Raw genomic sequence first — 18,559 nt, 5'->3', positions numbered from 1 at the left:
GCGTGTTCATCCTCGATGCCAGCGTCGCCACAAGGCTCTTTATTCTGGTCCCGGGTCACGAGCAGGCGGCAGCGGCGGTGGAAGCTCATGAGTTCATCGCGCCGCGGCTGATCCTCACGGAGACAGCGAATGCACTCTGGAAATACGTCAGACGTGGAGACACATCGCTCGCGCAGGCACAGGATGCCATTCGCGAACTGAACCGCCAGCTGTCCATCGTCGATGATTTCAGACTGATCATCCTTGCGCAGCGCCTTGCGGCGGAGCTGGACCACCCGGTCTATGACTGTGTCTATCTGGCGACCGCGCAATCCTACCAATACCCTCTCCTCACCGCCGACAAGCGCCTCGCCACCCTCGCCCGTCAGCTCAGCCTTGATGTCGTCGATCTGGCCTCAATACCGATTGACGGGTAAGAGACGGATGAAGACTCACCCCTTGTCCCGGATAGCGCGCCAATGTTTCCGCACGTGACCAACCGTTTCAACAACGGCGAGATCGTCAGGGGTTCGCTTGTAGTGCTTGGATGTTTGGCGTTGGCGACAAGCGGCTGTACGGATCCGCTCACAGGTGCATGTGAGTATGAAATTGTTGATCGTGTCGCCCTGACCGACGAGCTGACCGCGACATCGCTCTCGGTCGGCTGTGGGGCGACGGTTGCAGACACAAGCTGGGTCGTTATCGAGGCAGACGGCGAACAAACTGACTATTCCCGCGACCGCATCGTTGCGTTCGAAGGCGATCACGTCGAATTAAGTTGGGATGGACAGGAATTGATGGTGCGCCACCGCGCCGGCCAACTATTTGGTCCAAAGGCAAACTATCGCGGAGTTCATATCCGGTACGAGCAAATCGACTAGCCACTGCGCTGGTCACACTAGGAAAATTACATGACCCTGAACATCTCTGATTGTTTCGACAGCGGTAATATCGTCGTCAAGAAATTGCGCGACCCGGAAAATATCGAACTGGAAATCCGCAAAGATAACGGCTCGGACTTCTATCAATGGTTCCATTTCAAGGTCTCCGGAGCCTGCAATGAGGATCTGGTGATGCGGATCACCAATGCTGGCGGCGCGGCCTATCTTGAGGGCTGGCCGGGCTATCAGGCCTGCGCCTCCTATGACCGCGAGAACTGGTTCCGGATCGAGACGAGCTACGCCAAGGGCGTTTTGACGCTGCAGCACACACCGGAACTCGACACGACCTGGTTTGCCTATTTCGCACCGTTCTCGATGGAGCGTCACCTGGACCTGATCGCCGCAGTGCAAAGCTGTGAAGGCGTTACGCTGGAAGTGCTTGGTGAGACGCTGGACGGCCAGACGATGGATTGCATCCGAGTCGGCGAACCGTCGAAGAAGAAGCGCACGATCTGGGTTACCGCGCGCCAGCATCCCGGTGAGACGATGGCGGAATGGTGGATGGAAGGCTTTCTCGACCGCCTGCTCGACCCCGATGATCCGGTCGCCCGCAAACTGCGCTCCAAGGCGGTGTTTCACATCGTGCCGAACATGAATCCCGATGGCTCCAAGCGCGGTCATCTGCGCACCAATGCCAAGGGCGTCAATCTCAACCGCGAATGGGACAAGGCGAGCCTGGAAAATTCGCCGGAAGTGTTTCATGTTCTCAAACGCATGCGCCTGACCGGTATTGATCTCGCCCTCGATGTCCATGGCGACGAGGCCCTGCCGTATAATTTCATCGCCGGTGGCGAGGGCGCTCCGAATTTCGATGAACGCGGCCAAGCCAATCTCAACGCCTACAAGGCAGCGCTCGCCAGCGTCAGCCCGGATTTCCAGACCAAGCACGGCTATGATGTCGATGCCGCCGGCACCGCCGATCTGTCGATTTGCACCAACTACCTCGCCAATGAATTTGGCTGTCTGGCGATGACGCTGGAGATGCCGTTCAAGGACAATGCCGATCTGCCCGACCCCGTCCATGGCTGGTCGCCGGAGCGCTGCCGCAAGCTCGGCGCTGCCAATCTGGAAGCGATGCTGGCGCTGGTGGGTCAGTTACGGTGAAGCTCTACGTCGATGCCGATGCCTGCCCGGTGAAGGATGAAGTGCTTCGCGTCGGCGAACGGCATGAGATCGAGATGCTGTTCGTTTGCGATGGGGGCATCCGTCGGCCCAATTCCAACTGGGCGCGGCTGGTGATTGTCGATCAGGGCACCGATGCGGCCGATAACTGGATTGCCGACGAAATCGGCCCGGGTGATGTCTGCATCACCACCGATATTCCCCTCGCTGATCGCTGCCTCAAGGCCGGCGCGCTGGCGGTCGATCATCGCGGCAAGGCTTTCACGCCCGATAATATCGGCTCGGTTCTGGCAACGCGCAATCTGATGACCGATCTGCGCGAAACCGGGATGCAGACCGGCGGCGCCAAGCCCTTCGGGCCCAAGGATCGCTCGGCCTTTCTCAACGGGTTGGAAATCGTCATCCAGGCTGCCAAGCGAGGCAAGGCTCCGCGTTAGGTAGCCTTGCCAATGTCAAAGGCCTCAAGCCGCTATTTCCTCACCTTTTTCTGGGTCTTGGCCTTCGCGGCTGGCGCGCCGTCGGGTGGGAAATGGAAGTCGCTCGGCTGCACGAATTCATTGCGCCGATCAAACGCGTGGTCGGCATAGGGGCCATTGCGGTCAACGAAATCATAGAAGAGATGCGCCGACCATTCATTCGGGTTCGGATCGTGCCGGCCATGCAGCCGATTGACGCCGTCATAAATCACCGCATCACCGGGCTGCATCGGAATCCGCAACATGCTCATCTGCGTGCCGTCCGGCAATATTCCCCCCTTCGCCGCCGCTGAGGCGTTCGGCTTGACCGCTTCCTGGCTGACCCAGAGCGGCCAGGGGATATCGTCCGAATAACCCAGCGTCAGCGAGATCGCGTATTCAGCCGCCGGCCGATCGACATGCAGGGCACAGTGATCGCCCTTGCGGTAAACGCGGAAATACGAGGTCGTTGGCAATAACTCCTTGCCCGTCAACGCTTGCATATAGGGCGTCAGCGACCACAGCAGGCCGGCATGGAAGGGGTAATGGTAAGCGTAGGATTCGAAACAGAATTCCTTGGTGAATGGGCCCTTGCCCCAGATTCCGGTATAGGTCTCGGGGGTATTGCCCAGCCCACGCTGGAACTGAAACAGCATTGCCGCCGCGACCTCGGCCGGAAACATCTGGTGTGCCAGCGCCCAGCCTTGAGTCTCCACACTCTTGCGCAGCACTTCAAGCTGCTTCAACCGATCGAACATGGCCGCCCCTCAACGTCATTTCCGCCCCAATTAGTGCATTCCGGCGCTCCATGAGTCGAGATATACCTCACGAGCGCCCGTCGAGGTGCGCAGGCGAGCGACATCAGCGCGCTTGACGGCACGGGCCAGAAAGCGAGGATAGGCGCAATTTGGCGCGGTGCGCCGCAAATGAGGGGAGAATTGAACCATGACCAAACTTCTGGCTGGTGTAGCCTTTGGTGCCTTGTTGGCGGCCGGCGGGTTCTACGCCTATGGCAATATGCAGGACGATCAGTCCGTTAGCGGTGAAGTTGCCTCGACTGAAACCGCCGCTCCAGCGGCCGGTTCGGTCGACGATGCCGCGACATTCCTCGCCTCAACCGAGGCCGAGATCGGCGATTTCGGTGAGTTCGCCGCCCACACCGCTTGGGTCTATGCGAATTTCATCACCTCCGACACCGAGTATCTGGTCAGCCGGATGAGCGCGGAAGCCACCGATTTGTCCGTTCGCCAAGCTGGCGAGACCGCCCGCTTCGCCGATACCGATCTGCCACTCGATATGCGTCGCAAGATGACGATGCTGACTGCCGGCATCACCCTGCCAACCCCCGCCGGCGGCGATTATGCCCAACGTCTCGCGGAAATCACGACGCGGATGAGTTCGGCCTATTCTACCGGCACGATCATGTTTGACGACACGCCGGTCTCGCTCGACGAGCTGGAAGTGATGATGGGCACCGAGCGCGATCCCGAAGTGCTGGCCACGATCTGGAATGACTGGCGTGCCGCGATCAATCCGGCCCAGATGAGCCAAGATTATGCCGAGATGGTGGAGATCGCCAATGCCGGCGCGCGCGAACTGGGCTTCTCCGATCTCGCCGAGATGTGGCTGTCCAATTACGACATGCCAGCCGACGAGATGGAAGCCGAGGTTGAGCGCCTCTGGGGCCAGGTCGAGCCGCTGTATGAACAGCTCCACTGCTATGTTCGCAACGGGCTCAACGAGACCTATGGCGATGATGTCCAGGCAACAACCGGCCCGATCCGCGCCGATTTGCTCGGCAATATGTGGGCCCAGGGCTGGTCGCCGATCAATGATATCGTCGGTATCCAGTCCGGCGATGGCCCCGGCTATGATCTGACGCAATTGCTCGAAGAGCATGACTATACGCCGCGCCAGATGGTGGAGACGGGCGAACGCTTCTACACCTCGCTCGGGCTCGATCCGCTGCCGGAAACCTTCTGGGAACGTTCCCTGATCACGCGTCCGCGCGATCGCGATGTCGTCTGCCACGCCTCGGCCTGGGATCTCGACAATGAGGAAGATATCCGGATCAAGATGTGTACCCACGTGAATGCGGAAGATTTCCGCACCGTGCATCATGAGCTGGGTCACAATTTCTACCAGCGCGCCTATCGCGGCCAGGACATGCTGTTCCGCAATGGCGCCCATGACGGCTTCCACGAAGCGATTGGCGATTTCGTCGCTCTGTCGGTGACGCCGGATTATCTGGTCCAGATCGGCCTGCTCGACCAAGACCAGGTCCCGGACGAGTCCGCCGATATCGGCCTGATGATGAATCTGGCGCTCGACAAGATCGCCTTCCTGCCCTTCGCGGTGATGATGGATCAGTGGCGCTGGCGCGTCTTCCGCGGTGAGATCACGCCGGAGCAGTACAACACCGCCTGGTGGGAATTGCGCGAGCAGTACCAAGGCATCATGCCGCCGGTGGAACGCCCCGCCGACGCCTTCGATCCGGGCGCGAAATACCACATCGCCAACAATGTGCCCTATCTGCGCTATTTCCTGAGCTATATCCTGCAATTCCAGTTCCAGCAGGCCGCTTGCGACATGGCCGGCTGGGAAGGCCCGCTCAATCGCTGCACGATTTACGGCAATGAGGAAGTCGGCCGGCGTTTCAACGAGATGCTCGAAATGGGCGCCTCGCACCCTTGGCCCGACGCGCTGGAAGCCTTCACCGGCACCCGCGAAATGGACGGCTCGGCGATCATCGCCTACTTCCAGCCGCTGATGGATTACCTGGAAGAAGAAAACCAGGGCAGCAGCTGCGGTTGGGAATAAATCCCAACGCGTGGATGATGGAAAAGGCGGCCCTCGGGCCGCCTTTTTTGTTTGGGGCTTCGACGGCTCACCAGTTCATGATATACATTGCCAATTATGTATATCAAGCCCGCTGGAGGCGACAATCATGCAAGTATCCAAATGGGGCAATAGCCTCGCCGTGCGACTGCCCGCTGCCGTCGTGGAGGCACTCGACCTGAAAGCTGGCGACGAGGTCGAAATCAACATCGCGGGGCTGCGCGCGTTCGAGATCGGCCGTAAGCCCACACTCGACGAGCGGCTGGAAATCATCCGCGGCTTTCGCGACAGCTTGCCCGAAGGGTTCAAGTTTGACCGCGACGAAGCCAATGAGCGATGAATGCCCCGGCCCGGATTGAGCGGGTATTCCTCGATACCAATGTCTTGGTCTATCTGGTCTCGACCGATGCGCGGAAGGCCGAAATCGCGTCGACCCTGCTGCACAATTCTGGGTACAACCGATCCATTTCTACGCAGGTCCTGAGCGAGTTCGTCAATGTCGCGCGCAGGCGCAGCGGTCTCGGCTGGTCAGAAATCCGGTTTCTGCTGGGCACATTCCGGGAGGCCTGCGCCGTTGAACAGGTCGGCGAGATCGACATCGAGCTTGCCCTCGCGATCGCCCAATCACATCGGTTTTCATGGTATGCCTGCCTGATCGTCGCGGTCGCAATCCGCTGCGGCGCGACGATCCTGCTGACCGAGGACTTGCAGCATGGACAGGTCATCGGCCGGCTGACAATCCGAAATCCGTTTCGCTAGAGTCCCAGCCCCGCTACCCCACCAGAAACACCCGCTCCACCACCCACCAGAGCGCAATTACCGCTATCAGTGCCGAAGCGCCCTTCGCCAGCCATGGATACCAGTTCGCGTCGCGAAACCGGTGCAGCGCGAACCAGAGTGCCAAAACGATGGTCAACTGGCCGGCCTCGACGCCGAGATTGAAGCTGAGCAGGCTCGGCAGCAATTGATCATGCGGCAGGCCGAGATCGACCAGCACGCCGGCGAAACCGAGACCATGAAACAGCCCGAAGCCGAACACCACCAGTGGCCGCCAGCGCTGCATGTCCTTGAACACCAGGTTCTCCACCGCGACGAAGGCGATGGAGAGCGCGATCATCGGCTCGACGATGCGTGGTGACAGGGTGATCAGGCCCAGCACGGCGAGGCCCAGCGTCAGCGTATGGGCCAGGGTGAAGGCGGAGATTTGCAGCGAGAGCGGCTTCAGCCGCGATGAGGCGAAGAATAGCGCCAGCACGAACAGGATATGATCCAACCCCTTGGGCAGGATGTGCTGATAGCCCAGCTGCAGATAGAGCCCTATCACGTCCCAGACCGTCTGCTCGGTGACCCCGTCCATCATCGTCTGTCATCTCCCCCGCGCCGAAAGACGCTAGGCAGGCGAGCCAGAGCTGACAAGAAGGGCTGGCAGGTCGGTGCGGCAGGGCGGGCGCGGCAATCGGACGCCGGTCGGGCGCTGTTGCCCCCGGCCCGGCTTATCCCCTACACCTGTGGCACCAGACCGGCGCGCGAGTCGCAGCAATATCCCTGCAATCCTGGGATCAAAGGACGATCATGGCTGACAAGTTTTCTTCCAGTGTCGACGTCTCCGATGAGGGCATTCACTGGGATATGAAGGACAAGATGACCTATGCCGGTTATCTCGGCCTCGACACGCTATTGGCCTCACAACACCCGCTCTCGGGCGAGCATGACGAAATGCTCTTCATCCTGATCCACCAGGTCGGGGAAATTTGGATGAAGCTGATCCTGCACGAGACCGCCGGAGCCGTGGCGCATTTGCGCAAGGACGAGATCGGGCCGGCACTGAAAATGTTTACCCGCGTCGCCCGTGTCCAAGAGCAATTGATCGCCGCTTGGGATGTGCTGGCGACGATGACGCCGGCCGATTACCTCGCCTTCCGCGACAGTCTCGGCCAGAGCTCGGGCTTTCAGTCCTATCAGTATCGCACGATGGAATTCCGGTTGGGCAACAAGAATGCCGAGCTGGCGCGGGTCCACAAATCCAACCCCGAGGCTTGGGCCATGGTGACCGGTGCGCTCGAAGCGCCGAGCCTGTGGGATGAGACGCTGCGGCTGCTGGCGCGTCGCGGCTATGCCATCCCCGCCGACAAGGTCGACCGCGACTGGACCCAGCCCTATGAGCCGTCCGCAGAGGTCGAGAATGTCTGGCGCGAGATCTATCGCGACAGCAAGACCCATTGGGAAGCCTATGAGCTCGGCGAGAAACTGGTCGATCTCGAACATAAATTCCAGCAATGGCGCTTCAACCATATGAAGACCGTCGAACGCATTATCGGTTATCGCCGTGGCACTGGCGGTTCGGCCGGCGTCGGTTATCTCGTCAAGGCACTCGATCTGCGGTTTTTCCCGGAGATCTGGACCGTTCGAACCTCGCTCTAGGGCATCATGGCAAAACAACTGATGGCGAAAATCTGGGACATCTCGCAAACCTTGCGCCCGGGCCTGCCGGTCTGGCCCGGCGATACCGCGTTTGCGATTGACGAGACCTGGGCCATCGGGCCGGGCTGCCCCGTCAAGGTCTCTCGCCTGACGCTCTCCACCCATAGCGGCGCCCATGCCGATGCGCCCTCGCATTACGACACCGCCGGGATCGACGCCGCCAGCGTTGACCTGACGCCCTATCTCGGTCCCTGCCGGCTCGTCACTGCGGGCTGGACCGGCGAGCATGTCATGATTGACGATCTCGACTGGCCGCTGATTGAAGGCGAGCAGCGCGTGCTGATCCGTACATATCAGGCCTTCCCGCATGATGCCTGGGACGATAATTTCCGCGCCCTGCATAGCGATGTGATCGAACGCTTGGCGAAGGCCGGTTGCCGCCTGATCGGTGTCGACGCCGCCTCGCTCGACCCGCAGACCTCCAAGACGATGGATGCGCATCACGCCGTGCAACGCCATGATATGCGCATCCTCGAAGGCCTCGTTTTCGACGGTGTGCCCGATGGGCGCTATGAATTGATCGCCCTGCCGTTAAAAATAGCCGGTGCCGATGCCGCGCCGGTGCGGGCCGTATTGCGAGAGTTGAGCTGATGGACCTCGAAACAATCCGCAAGATGGACGCGAACGATCCGCTACTCAGCTTTCGCGGCCGCTTCGAACTGCCCGAAGGCGTGATCTATCTCGACGGCAATTCACTCGGAGCCCTGCCCAAGGCGACAGCCGCGCGGATCGCCGATGTGGTCAGCCGCGAATGGGGGCAGGATCTGATCCGCTCCTGGAACAAGAATCATTGGATCGAGGCGCCGCGGCGGCTCGGCGGCAAGATTGCCCGTCTGATCGGTGCCAAGCCACACGAAGTCGTTGCCGCCGATTCCACCTCGATCAATGTTTTCAAGGCCCTGAGCGCGGCGATTCAATTGCGGCCCGACCGGACAACCATCCTGTCGGAGACGGGCAATTTCCCGACCGACGCCTATATGATGCAGGGCTTGGCCAAGCTCAGCGGCGGCCGTATCGAGCCCAAACTCCTGCCCGCTGCTGATATCCCCGCCGCGCTCGACGATCAGGTCGCCGTGCTGCTGCTGACCCAGACCCATTACAAGACCGGCCGCCTGCACGACATGGCCGCCCTGACACGCGCCGCCCATGAGGCCGGAGCCCTGGTGATCTGGGATCTCAGCCATAGCGCTGGCGCCCTGCCCGTCGATCTCAATGGCTGCGACGCCGATTTCGCCATCGGCTGTGGCTATAAATATCTCAATGGCGGCCCCGGTGCCCCGGCCTTCATCTTCTGCGCCGAACGCCATCACGACCAAGTCTTCCCGGCCCTGTCAGGCTGGCTCGGTCATGCCGATCCCTTCGCCTTCAAGGATGCCTATGAACCGGGCGCCGGGATTGACCGCTTCCAGTGCGGCACACCCGGGATTCTTGGCATGGCGGCGCTGGAATGCGGCCTAGATTTGATGCTTGAGGCGGATATGGCGGCCATCCGGGCGAAATCGCAGGCGCTGGGCGATCTCTTCATCGCCTTGAGCGAAGCGCGCCTGACCGGGTTTGAACTCGCCAGCCCGCGCGATGCGGAGCGACGCGGCAGTCAGGTCTCGATCCGCCACGCGCAGGGCTATTCCATCATGCAGGCGCTGATCGCGCGCGGCGTGATCGGCGATTTCCGGGCGCCCGATATTTTGCGCTTCGGCTTGACGCCGCTCTATACCCGCTATGAGGATGTCTGGCTGGCGATCGAAGCGCTGGTGGAGATCATGCAAACCGCCGAGTGGCGCGAGACCCGTTTCGCGACCCGTTCCGCCGTCACCTGAACCGGGCCAAAGAGGGCTGCGAACATGAAAATTGCCTGTATTGGCGGCGGCCCCGCCGGTCTCTATTTCGCGATCTCGATGAAATTGCGCGATCCCGATTGCGTCATCGATGTCTATGAGCGCAACAGGCCCGGCGATACCTTTGGCTGGGGCGTCGTCTTCTCCGACCAGACGATGGAAAATCTCGGCCGCAATGATCCGGTCAGCGCCCGCGCCATCGGTGCCAGCTTGGCCCATTGGGATGATATCGATGTCATCATCGAGGGTGTTACCGAGACCTCGACCGGCCATGGATTTTGCGGCATTGGCCGCCTGAAGCTTTTGAACATACTCCACGAACGTGCCGCCGAGCTTGGCGTCGGCCTGCATTTCGAGACCGAGATCGGTGATGATCTGTCACGCTTTAGCGACGCCGACATGATCGTCGCTTCGGACGGGCTGAATTCCAAGATCCGCACCCGGTTCGCCGACAGTTTCAAACCGGATATCGAGGTGCGCCGCAATAAATTCGTCTGGCTTGGCACCAATAAGGTGTTCGACGCCTTCACCTTTATCTTTGTCGAAACCGAGCATGGCTGGGTCTGGGCCCATGCCTACCGGTTTGACGACAATACCTCGACCTTCATCGTCGAATGTGCACCGGAAACCTGGGACGCTTTGGGCTTCGGCGAGATGGACCAGGATGAGTGCAGCCGGGCCAGTGAGGCCCTGTTTGCGCCTTGGCTTGATGGCCATGAGCTGATGTCGAATGCGCGGCATTTGCGCGGCTCGGCCTGGCTGAATTTCCCGCGCGTGCTGTGTGAAAGCTGGGTGCATGACAATATCGTTCTGCTCGGGGATGCCGCCCATACGGCGCATTTCTCGATCGGTTCCGGCACCAAGCTGGCAATCGAGGACGCAATCATGCTCGCCGATGTCCTCACCAGCACCGATCAGCCGGTGGCAGAAGGCTTGAAGGATTATCAAGCGGTGCGCACCGTCGAAGTGCTCAAACTGCAAAGCGCGGCGCGCAATTCGACCGAATGGTTTGAACATCTGGGCCGCTATCTCGGCTTCGAGCCCAAGCAGTTCGCCTATTCCCTGCTGACCCGCTCGCAACGCATCAGCCATGAGAATCTGCGCCTGCGCGACCCCGACTGGCTGTCCAGCGTCGAGAGCTGGTTTACCGGCAAGGCCACGCGCGGCACCAAATCCGATGCGCGTCCGCCGATGTTTGCGCCGTTCGAGCTGCGCGGCATGCGGCTGGAGAACCGCGTCGTCGTCTCGCCGATGTGCATGTATTCCGCCGAGGATGGCCTGCCCGGCCCTTTCCACAGCGCCCATTATGGTGCCCGGGCCTTGGGCGGCGCCGGCCTCGTCTATAGCGAAATGACCGATGTCAGCCGCAATGCCCGCATCTCACCAGGCTGTACCGGCCTCTATAACGACGCGCACGTTGCCGCCTGGCGCGCCATCACTGATTTCGCCCATACGCAAAGCCGCGCCAAAATGGCGATCCAGCTCTCCCATGCCGGCCGCAAGGGTTCCACCCGAATTGGTTGGGAGGGCTATGACGTACCGTTGGACCAGGGCAATTGGCCCCTGCTCGCCCCCTCAGCCCTTGCCTGGAGCGAAGAAAATCAGACACCGCAGGCGATGAGCCGCAAGGATATGGATGCGGTGCTGGCAGATTTTGTCGCCGCGACCCATCGCGCGCTCGATGCCGGCTTCGACATGGTCGAGCTGCATTGCGCCCATGGCTATCTGCTCTCCAGCTTTCTCACTCCTATCTCCAATCATCGCAGCGACGAGTATGGCGGATCGGTCGAGAACCGGTTGCGCTTCCCGCTCGAAGTCTTCGCCGCCATGCGCGCCGCTTGGCCGGCCGACCGTCCGATGGCGGTGCGGCTCTCGGCCACCGACTGGCTTGGCGATGATGGCCTGTCAGAGGCCGATAGCGTTGCGATTGCCCAGGCCTTCCGTGATGCCGGTGCCGATCTGATCGATGTCTCGGCCGGGCAGACTTCGCCGCTGGCGCGGCCAGTCTATGGCCGCATGTTCCAGACGCCGTTTTCCGACCAGATCCGCAATGAACTCGGCTGCGCCACCATGGCCGTCGGCAATATCTATGAGACCGATCACGTCAATTCGATCCTCGCCGCCGGCCGCGCCGATCTGGTCGCTCTGGCGCGTCCGCATCTGATCGATCCGATGTGGACGCTGCGCGCGGCGGCCGAACTGGGTTATCATGGCGTACATGTACCGCCGCAATATCAGGCCGGTTTTGAACAATTGACGCGCAATCTCGCGCGTGCTGCCGAAGGGACACCCCAAGCATGAGCAAGCTGACAGGACATCGCGCCGTTATCACCGGCGGCGGCACCGGCATCGGCCTCGCCTGCGCCAAGAGCCTCGCTGCCGAGGGTGCCCACGTGGTTATCATGGGTCGCGATCTGGTGCGGCTGCAATCGGCCGCCAAATCCATCCCCGGTGCCGAAGCGATCCAGCTCGACGTCACCGATGCCGCCAGTGTCGAGGCGGCGTTCGCCAAGGCGAGCGCAGGCGGTGCGATCGATATCCTGGTCAATAATGCCGGCATTGTCGGCGCGGGCGCCTTCCACCGCACCTCAATGGAGGAATGGCAGCATATCCAGGCGGTCAATGTTGAAGGTCTGGTGCGCTGCACCCAGGCGGTGATGGGCGGGATGGTCAAAGCGCCCTATGGCCGCATCGTCAATATCGCCTCGATTGCCGGCCTGCGCGGCGGCGCCTATATCGCGCCCTATGTCGCCTCAAAACACGCCGTGGTCGGTCTGACCAAATCGCTGTCGCTGGAATATGCCAAGACGGCGGTCACCGTGAACGCGGTCTGCCCCGGCTATGTCGAGACCGCCATCGTCGATAATTCGGTCGCCAATATCATGGCCAAGACCGGCCGTTCGCGTGAAGACGCGTTGGCCGAGCTGACCAAGACCAATCCGCAAGGCCGTCTGATCCAAGCCGATGAAGTCGCCGAAGCCGTCACCTGGCTGTGTTCGCCGCTGAGTAAATCTGTGTCAGGACAAGCGATTACGATTTCCGGTGGCGCAATTTAACCATAACAGCGGTTTTCAGCCAGAGGCCGCCGTCGGTGTGGGCGGGTCGTGCATCATGCCGGGTGGCCTGGTTCGGGTATCCGGCAGTGTCGGGCTCCAGGTGTCGTCACTCAGCGCGTGGTCCTACCGGCCCTCGGATCTCCGGCTGACGATCGCACGGCCCCCTCTGTTCCGGATGTTACATCGGGTGGATTCCACAGTCAGTACGGTACCGATTGGAGTTGTGGGAGAACTGTAACTCAAAATTGCACTACGAGCTTGCATCAGGTCAGACTGCAGCGCTGAGGTAGCTGGTTGGGCAATTATGAGATTATTCGCGGTAATAATTTTTTTCCTGCCAATGGGTCACTTGCAGGCACAGGGACTTCCTGAGGCCTGCTATTTCACTCAGGTGGAATGGGCTCAAGGAACGAATCAACTCGTTCTCCTCGGGCCTGATTTACAATCGACCACAATGCATCGTCGGCACCAGTATGCCCGAATTCCAGCCAACATCCGCAACCCGCCGACCAGTGCCGTCATCAGCGTCGATTGCCTCGCGTCGGATGATTCGCCACTCAGCTGTGCCAGCCGCGCGTCACCACCACTCGACAGGGTCGCGCTCGCTGCGGGCGATAAAGGCACATTGGACCGAGCGCCCCTTCTGAGGGCCGCGTTTGATCAATACGATGTCTATCTTGACTACCCGGTCAGCGCGAGATTCCATTTCCTGGCGCTGGAGCACTTTCTGGATGGCCGGCGCTTCATTTTGGTGGATGTGGAAGATGCCAGCTTTCGCGATATTCTTGAGCCGTGCCTGAGGCCCCGCAACCAGAAATATGATCGGCAACTCGTTCATCTGCGCGTGAGTTCTGACGGCGAAATGGTGGATTTCTTCCGGATCACAGCGCGCCCGGCTGCAGAGCCGACCGAGAATTCCGAACCATCGAGTTCATTTGTGCGCCCATTATCCGTGGAGGGAAGCAATCAGGAGGCCGTTGACGAGGCACGCGTCCGCGTCCTCGGCCGACCGTCCCGGTCCGGGGTCGAATGCCAAAGGCATGATATACCTGAGGGTGCGTTATTACCTGTCCCCTCAGGCTCCGCAGAGCCACCACTGCCGCGTGAACCCGTGAACCATCTCGCCCTGATTATAAGCCAGAACAAGCCCGAGGCCAGCCAGAGCGTCGGGTTGGATTGGCGTGCGTACACGCATGCCAGCCAGAATGTCGACGTTTTCGTGCCCGCCGGTAATGGTGCGGAAATAAGGGATGGTTGTGCGTCCATCATCGAGGATATTCGTCGGGAATACCCACAAGAGTACGACGCGATTGGCATCCTGGCACATGGTTCAGGTTGGCAATTCGCCGAGCCCGCAGCGAACACGCCATCAGGATGCAGTGCAGATTTTCTGATGCTGATTCAGAGCATCTACCCACCCTATGGAAGCCTGAACCAGGTCACCGAATTCCGGCGAGACATACCGATCTACCTCGAACTATTGACTGGCGAGGAATTTGGCGCGCCTCAGGCGCAGGCCCTGCTCGAACAAGGAAACGAACGATACGATAATATCGTCATGCGAGCCTTAAACCGATATTTTGAACCGGATTTCAGAGAGATGGACCGGTTGCGTGACCGTGTCTTGGGCTCCAGTTCACCCGAACGTTTTCTCGATATCCTGGTAACCCATGAACGCTAGCGTCATACGACCACCCAAATTGACCGCCGCACTCTCACTCGGACACGACACCCAATCGCGCTCACCTCAATCCAGCTCGATCATGTGACCAATCGCTGGATCGCCGCCAGATTTGACCAGCGTCGCGATCACCGCCTGCGCCGCCTCGAAACCATGCCCGGTCTTGACCGTCATCCAGGCCGGATCGGCCGAACCGACCTGTTCGAAAAACGCTTCCTGCGCCGTATTGAAGCGGGCATTGAAGGCGTCAGGCCCCCAATCCTTGTTGCGCTTGGCGATCTGGTCCGGCGCGAAGAAGAATTTCGGGGCCGGCCCCGGCATGTCGACCGGCTTGCTGTGCGGCGCATTATGGGCCGCGCCGACAACGCAATCATGCATCAGCGACGATCCAAAATGATGGTGGATTCGGGCCCGCAAGCCGGCATCGCCGGCAAAATCCACATAGACCGTCGCCAATGAGGCATCGAGCCCTTCGATCCCGTCATACAGCGCCGTTGTCTCGTAACAGCCCAGCCCCTGCACAAATGCCTCATTGCGCGTCGATGTCAGCGCCGTCAGCTTCACCCGGTCCTCACTCAGCAGGCAAAAAGCGGTCCCGTAGGCCGTCTTGCTCGAGGCGCTGGAAAGCAGCAATTGCTCGGCCCCGAACCAGTCATTATCCTCGAGATAATCGGCCAGCATGAAGGCGGTAACGAAAAGCGGCCGGAACAGCGCCTGCAAAGCCTCGCGTTCGGGCCGGTAGACGGGGTCTTCGCTGCAGCGGCTGTATTGGTTATAGGCCGAGACCAGATTGAGCCGGTGATCGGCAATATCGAAGAAGCCGCGCGGCGAAATCCGGCCGGGGCGCATCACCAGATGACTGGCGATAGGGTAATAACCATAAAACCGTTCCCCAACAGCAATCCCGCGGGTATTGGACGCCACCACATCGGCAAAGCCCCAGACCGGCATATGCCCAAAGCCCTTTTCCCCGGTCGGGAAGAAGTTCCAATACTGCATCGCATCGCCAAAGGCGGCATAGGTGATATTGTTCGTCGTCAGCGAAAAGCTCTTGATTTCAACCAATATCTCGCCGTCCTGCAGCGCGCCTTGCTGATGGTTTCTCAGCTCAGTGTGGCCAAGCTCGGATTTGTCGGTGAACAGGCGGGAGATCGTGATGGGAGCGTTCATGATGACCTTACAGCTTGAAAAGACGGGCAGACCCAGTCTCTACCAAATCACCGCCCGAGGCCAATCCGTTTCTGCGACAGCGTGACAGGTGCGAGCCCAGCAGTGGACGCTACGCGTACGGCGTCGTAGGTCTTGGGGTCATCACCCCGGAATCACGGGTGGAACGGGAATGGCCACGCCTCGCGCCGGCCGGCAATACAGGGATCAATCTTGATGGACCCGAAGACCTATAGACCAACGCATTATCTCTGGTCCTTCGCCGACGGGATTGGCACGGTCACCTTCAACCGGCCCGAACGCAAAAACCCGCTGACTTTCGAGAGTTATGCCGAGCTGCGCGACATGTTCCGCGCCCTCGTCTACGTCAAATCGGTGAAGGCCATCATCATCACCGGGGCCGGTGGCAATTTCTGCTCCGGCGGCGATGTGCATGAAATCATTGGGCCACTGGTCGGGATGGAAATGCCGGAACTGCTCGATTTCACGCGCATGACCGGTGATCTGGTCAAAGCCATGCGCGATTGCCCACAACCGATTATCGCCGCGATTGACGGCGTTTGTGTCGGCGCCGGCGCGATCATGGCGATGGCGTCGGATCTGCGCATCGCGACACCGGAAGCCAAATGCGCCTTCCTGTTCAACCGGGTAGGTTTGGCCGGCTGTGATATGGGCGCCTGCGCCATGCTACCGCGCCTCATCGGCCAGGGCCGCGCCTCGGAACTTCTTTATCTTGGCCGTTCCATGTCGGCTGAAGAAGGCGAAAAATGGGGCTTTTACAATCGCATCACTCCCGCAGATTCACTGATGACGGCCGCCAATGACTGGGCGGCCCGGATCTCCGCGGGCCCAAATTTCGGCAATGCGATGACCAAGAACCAGCTAAACGCCGAATGGGATATGAGCCTGCACACGGCGATCGAGGCCGAAGCCCAAGCGCAGGCAATCTGCATGCAGACCAAGGATTTCGAGCGCGCTTACACGGCCTTCGTCGCCAAGCAAAAACCCGTCTTCGAGGGCAATTGAATGGCCGACCGGACCTATCTCGACTGGCCCTTCCTCGATGATGCCCATCGCGAGCTGGCGGCGCGGGCGGGCAGCTGGGCCAAGGCACAATTCGGCGATCACGGCTTTGCCGACCATGGCGATGTCGATGCGGATTGCCTGACCATCCGGACGCAACTCGGACAAGCTGGGCTCACGCGCTATTGCGTGCCCGCTGCCTATGGCGGCGTCACCGAGACGCTGGATGTTCGCTCGCTCTGTCTGATACGCGAACACCTCGCCTATCGCTGCGGTCTGGCCGATTTCGTGTTTGCGATGCAGGGCTTGGGCTCGGGCGCGATCTCGCTATTCGGCACAGAGATGCAGAAGCAGGCCTGGCTGCCCGGCGTTGCCAGTGGCGAGCTTTGTGCCGCCTTTGCCCTGACCGAGCCCGAGGCCGGCTCCGACGTCGCCGCCATCGCGACCACGGCCACACCCGATGGCGATGGTTGGCGGCTCGACGGAGAAAAAACTTTCATTTCCAATGGCGGGATCGCCGATTTCTACGTCGTCTTCGCCCGTACCGGCGAGGCGACAGGCGCGCGTGGCCTCAGCGCTTTCATCCTCGACGCCAACACGCCCGGCCTCAAAATTGCCGAGCGGATCGAGACCATCGCGCCGCATCCCCTCGCCCGCCTGGTGTTCGAGGATTGCCATTTGCCGGCGGAAAGCCTGATCGGCGCATCGGGATCGGGTTTCAAGATCGCGATGGCGACGCTGGATGTGTTCCGCTCCACTGTTGGCGCAGCCTCACTGGGCTTTGCCCGCCGCGCCCTGGACGAGGCGACAGGCCGCGCCACGACGCGCAAACTGTTCGGGGCGACGCTGGCCGATCAGCAGGGCGTGCAGACGCAATTGGCGGAAATGGCGCTCGATATCGATGCCTGCGCGCTTTTAATCTATCGCGCCGCCTGGACCAAGGACACGGGTGCCACCCGCATCACTCGCGAAGCCGCCATGGCCAAGCTCTACGCCACCGAAGCGGCCCAGAAGGCCATCGATACGGCGGTACAAATATTCGGCGGCCTCGGCGTTACCAAGGGCTCAGTGCCGGAGGCGCTCTACCGCGAAATCCGGGCCTTGCGGATTTATGAGGGCGCGTCGGAAGTGCAAAAACTCGTCATCGCCCGTCAGCATCTATCGGAGTGGAAATAATGGTATTTCGGGTTGATCGCCGCGTCCGCTTTGCTGATGTCGATGCGGCGGGGATTGTTTTCTATCCGCGCTATTTCGAGATGATCAATGCCTGCGTCGAAGACTGGTTCGAGACCGGTCTGGAGCATGGTTTCGACGCCATGATCGTGCAGGGCAATCACGCCATACCGCTGGCGCATATCGAGGTCGATTTCAAAGCCCCGAGCCGGCTTGACGACGAACTGGCTTTCAAACTGGTGGTCACCGAGGTCGGACGGAGCTCATTCAAGCTGAAAATCGAGGCCTGGCACGAGGATGTGGTCCGGATCCGCGCCGATCTGGTGCTGGTCTATATCGATATGGACAAGCATGTTCCGGTGCGGATTCCGGAGGTCATGCGGGCCAGAATGCTCACTTTCGAAGAGGTCAAGTGATGCAGATCCTGCTGCCACCCGGCTGGCCGCGTCCGAAAGGCTATTCCAACGGCATCGCCGTCACCGGCCGCCAGATCTATGTCGCCGGACAAATCGGCTGGGACGAGCAGGGCGTCATCGTCTCGGATGACTTCGCGGCCCAGTTCCACAAAGTGCTCGAGAACACGCTCGCCGTGCTGGCCGAAGCCGGTGCCGGACCAGAGCATATCGTGCGCATGACCGGTTTTATCACCAGCCGGGACGAGTATAACGCGGCCAGCGCTGCCATTGGCGCAAGCTGGAAGGCCTTGATGGGGCGCAATTATCCAACGATGGCCTTTGTGATCGTTGCCGGCCTGATCGAGCCGGGTGCCAAAATCGAGATTGAGACCACAGCGGTGATACCGCTTTAA

Annotated in this window: 20 protein-coding genes; 17 read left to right on the top strand and 3 right to left on the bottom strand. The window is 60.6% G+C overall.

Features of this window, described 5'->3' with window-relative positions; translation table 11 throughout:
• Positions 1-2 precede the first annotated feature (2 nt).
• The 4 genes from AAC029_RS05950 to AAC029_RS05935 are packed head-to-tail and all read left to right on the top strand — an operon-like array spanning position 3 to position 2,479.
• Positions 3-416, top strand: a complete 414-nt coding sequence (locus AAC029_RS05950; RefSeq protein ID WP_339745257.1) for a type II toxin-antitoxin system VapC family toxin — start codon at positions 3-5, stop codon at positions 414-416.
• A 42-nt stretch (positions 417-458) separates the two neighbouring features.
• Positions 459-860 (top strand): hypothetical protein, encoded by a 402-nt coding sequence (locus AAC029_RS05945; protein ID WP_339745080.1) that lies wholly within the window; start codon positions 459-461, stop codon positions 858-860.
• Between the two features lie 30 nt (positions 861-890).
• Positions 891-2,024 (top strand): M14-type cytosolic carboxypeptidase, encoded by a 1,134-nt coding sequence (locus tag AAC029_RS05940; RefSeq protein WP_339745079.1) that lies wholly within the window; start codon positions 891-893, stop codon positions 2,022-2,024.
• Positions 2,021-2,479: a YaiI/YqxD family protein gene (locus tag AAC029_RS05935; protein WP_339745077.1), complete on the top strand. Its 459-nt coding sequence runs from the start codon at positions 2,021-2,023 to the stop codon at positions 2,477-2,479. Before AAC029_RS05940 ends, AAC029_RS05935 begins: the two co-directional genes overlap by 4 nt.
• A 32-nt stretch (positions 2,480-2,511) precedes the next feature.
• Here the strand turns inward: AAC029_RS05935 and AAC029_RS05930 are convergent, their stop codons facing one another.
• Positions 2,512-3,255 (bottom strand): hypothetical protein, encoded by a 744-nt coding sequence (locus AAC029_RS05930; RefSeq protein WP_339745075.1) that lies wholly within the window; start codon positions 3,253-3,255, stop codon positions 2,512-2,514.
• Positions 3,256-3,442: 187 nt separating this feature from the next.
• Between AAC029_RS05930 and AAC029_RS05925 the strand changes: the two genes are divergently transcribed.
• The 3 genes from AAC029_RS05925 to AAC029_RS05915 all read left to right on the top strand — a co-directional run bounded on the left by AAC029_RS05925 (position 3,443) and on the right by AAC029_RS05915 (position 6,094).
• Positions 3,443-5,317, top strand: coding sequence for a M2 family metallopeptidase (locus tag AAC029_RS05925; protein WP_339745073.1), 1,875 nt, complete (start codon positions 3,443-3,445; stop codon positions 5,315-5,317).
• A gap of 127 nt (positions 5,318-5,444) precedes the next feature.
• The gene (locus AAC029_RS05920) at positions 5,445-5,675 is read left to right on the top strand and encodes an AbrB/MazE/SpoVT family DNA-binding domain-containing protein (RefSeq protein ID WP_339745071.1); all 231 of its coding nucleotides are present in this window, start codon (positions 5,445-5,447) and stop codon (positions 5,673-5,675) included.
• The gene (locus tag AAC029_RS05915) at positions 5,672-6,094 is read left to right on the top strand and encodes a PIN domain-containing protein (protein WP_339745069.1); all 423 of its coding nucleotides are present in this window, start codon (positions 5,672-5,674) and stop codon (positions 6,092-6,094) included. Before AAC029_RS05920 ends, AAC029_RS05915 begins: the two co-directional genes overlap by 4 nt.
• A gap of 13 nt (positions 6,095-6,107) precedes the next feature.
• Here AAC029_RS05915 and AAC029_RS05910 read toward each other — a convergent pair whose 3' ends face one another.
• The gene (locus AAC029_RS05910; RefSeq protein WP_339745067.1) at positions 6,108-6,695 is read right to left on the bottom strand and encodes a HupE/UreJ family protein; all 588 of its coding nucleotides are present in this window, start codon (positions 6,693-6,695) and stop codon (positions 6,108-6,110) included.
• A 212-nt stretch (positions 6,696-6,907) separates the two neighbouring features.
• On the opposite strand from AAC029_RS05910, the gene kynA reads away from it, so the two are divergent.
• The 6 genes from kynA (at position 6,908) to AAC029_RS05880 (ending at position 14,388) form a co-directional block, all read left to right on the top strand.
• Positions 6,908-7,756: a tryptophan 2,3-dioxygenase gene (gene kynA, locus AAC029_RS05905; protein ID WP_339745065.1), complete on the top strand. Its 849-nt coding sequence runs from the start codon at positions 6,908-6,910 to the stop codon at positions 7,754-7,756.
• A gap of 6 nt (positions 7,757-7,762) precedes the next feature.
• Positions 7,763-8,407, top strand: coding sequence for an arylformamidase (gene kynB, locus AAC029_RS05900; protein WP_339745063.1), 645 nt, complete (start codon positions 7,763-7,765; stop codon positions 8,405-8,407).
• A complete protein-coding gene (gene kynU, locus AAC029_RS05895; RefSeq protein ID WP_339745061.1) occupies positions 8,407-9,633 on the top strand; it encodes a kynureninase in 1,227 nt (408 codons plus the stop codon). The genes kynB and kynU overlap by 1 nt, the downstream gene beginning before the upstream one ends.
• A 24-nt stretch (positions 9,634-9,657) precedes the next feature.
• Positions 9,658-11,952, top strand: coding sequence for a bifunctional salicylyl-CoA 5-hydroxylase/oxidoreductase (locus AAC029_RS05890; protein ID WP_339745058.1), 2,295 nt, complete (start codon positions 9,658-9,660; stop codon positions 11,950-11,952).
• Positions 11,949-12,707 carry an SDR family oxidoreductase gene (locus AAC029_RS05885; protein WP_339745056.1) on the top strand — a complete coding sequence of 253 codons (759 nt, stop codon included), beginning with the start codon at positions 11,949-11,951 and terminating at the stop codon, positions 12,705-12,707. The genes AAC029_RS05890 and AAC029_RS05885 overlap by 4 nt, the downstream gene beginning before the upstream one ends.
• A 304-nt stretch (positions 12,708-13,011) precedes the next feature.
• The gene (locus AAC029_RS05880; RefSeq protein ID WP_339745054.1) at positions 13,012-14,388 is read left to right on the top strand and encodes a hypothetical protein; all 1,377 of its coding nucleotides are present in this window, start codon (positions 13,012-13,014) and stop codon (positions 14,386-14,388) included.
• A 66-nt stretch (positions 14,389-14,454) separates the two neighbouring features.
• Here AAC029_RS05880 and AAC029_RS05875 read toward each other — a convergent pair whose 3' ends face one another.
• Positions 14,455-15,558 (bottom strand): DUF2855 family protein, encoded by a 1,104-nt coding sequence (locus AAC029_RS05875; protein ID WP_339745052.1) that lies wholly within the window; start codon positions 15,556-15,558, stop codon positions 14,455-14,457.
• 213 nt (positions 15,559-15,771) lie between these two features.
• Here AAC029_RS05875 and AAC029_RS05870 point away from each other — a divergent pair, with 213 nt between their 5' ends.
• From AAC029_RS05870 to AAC029_RS05855, 4 genes are read left to right on the top strand one after another with little or no spacing between them, the layout of a single operon-like run.
• Positions 15,772-16,581: an enoyl-CoA hydratase family protein gene (locus tag AAC029_RS05870; RefSeq protein WP_339745050.1), complete on the top strand. Its 810-nt coding sequence runs from the start codon at positions 15,772-15,774 to the stop codon at positions 16,579-16,581.
• Positions 16,582-17,754, top strand: coding sequence for an acyl-CoA dehydrogenase family protein (locus AAC029_RS05865; protein WP_339745048.1), 1,173 nt, complete (start codon positions 16,582-16,584; stop codon positions 17,752-17,754).
• Positions 17,754-18,167, top strand: a complete 414-nt coding sequence (locus AAC029_RS05860; RefSeq protein WP_339745046.1) for a thioesterase family protein — start codon at positions 17,754-17,756, stop codon at positions 18,165-18,167. The genes AAC029_RS05865 and AAC029_RS05860 overlap by 1 nt, the downstream gene beginning before the upstream one ends.
• Positions 18,167-18,559 (top strand): RidA family protein, encoded by a 393-nt coding sequence (locus AAC029_RS05855; RefSeq protein WP_339745044.1) that lies wholly within the window; start codon positions 18,167-18,169, stop codon positions 18,557-18,559. Before AAC029_RS05860 ends, AAC029_RS05855 begins: the two co-directional genes overlap by 1 nt.

The organism is uncultured Maricaulis sp. (assembly GCF_963975345.1).
Classification (GTDB): domain Bacteria; phylum Pseudomonadota; class Alphaproteobacteria; order Caulobacterales; family Maricaulaceae; genus Maricaulis.
This window is presented reverse-complemented; position numbering and strand designations above follow the sequence as displayed.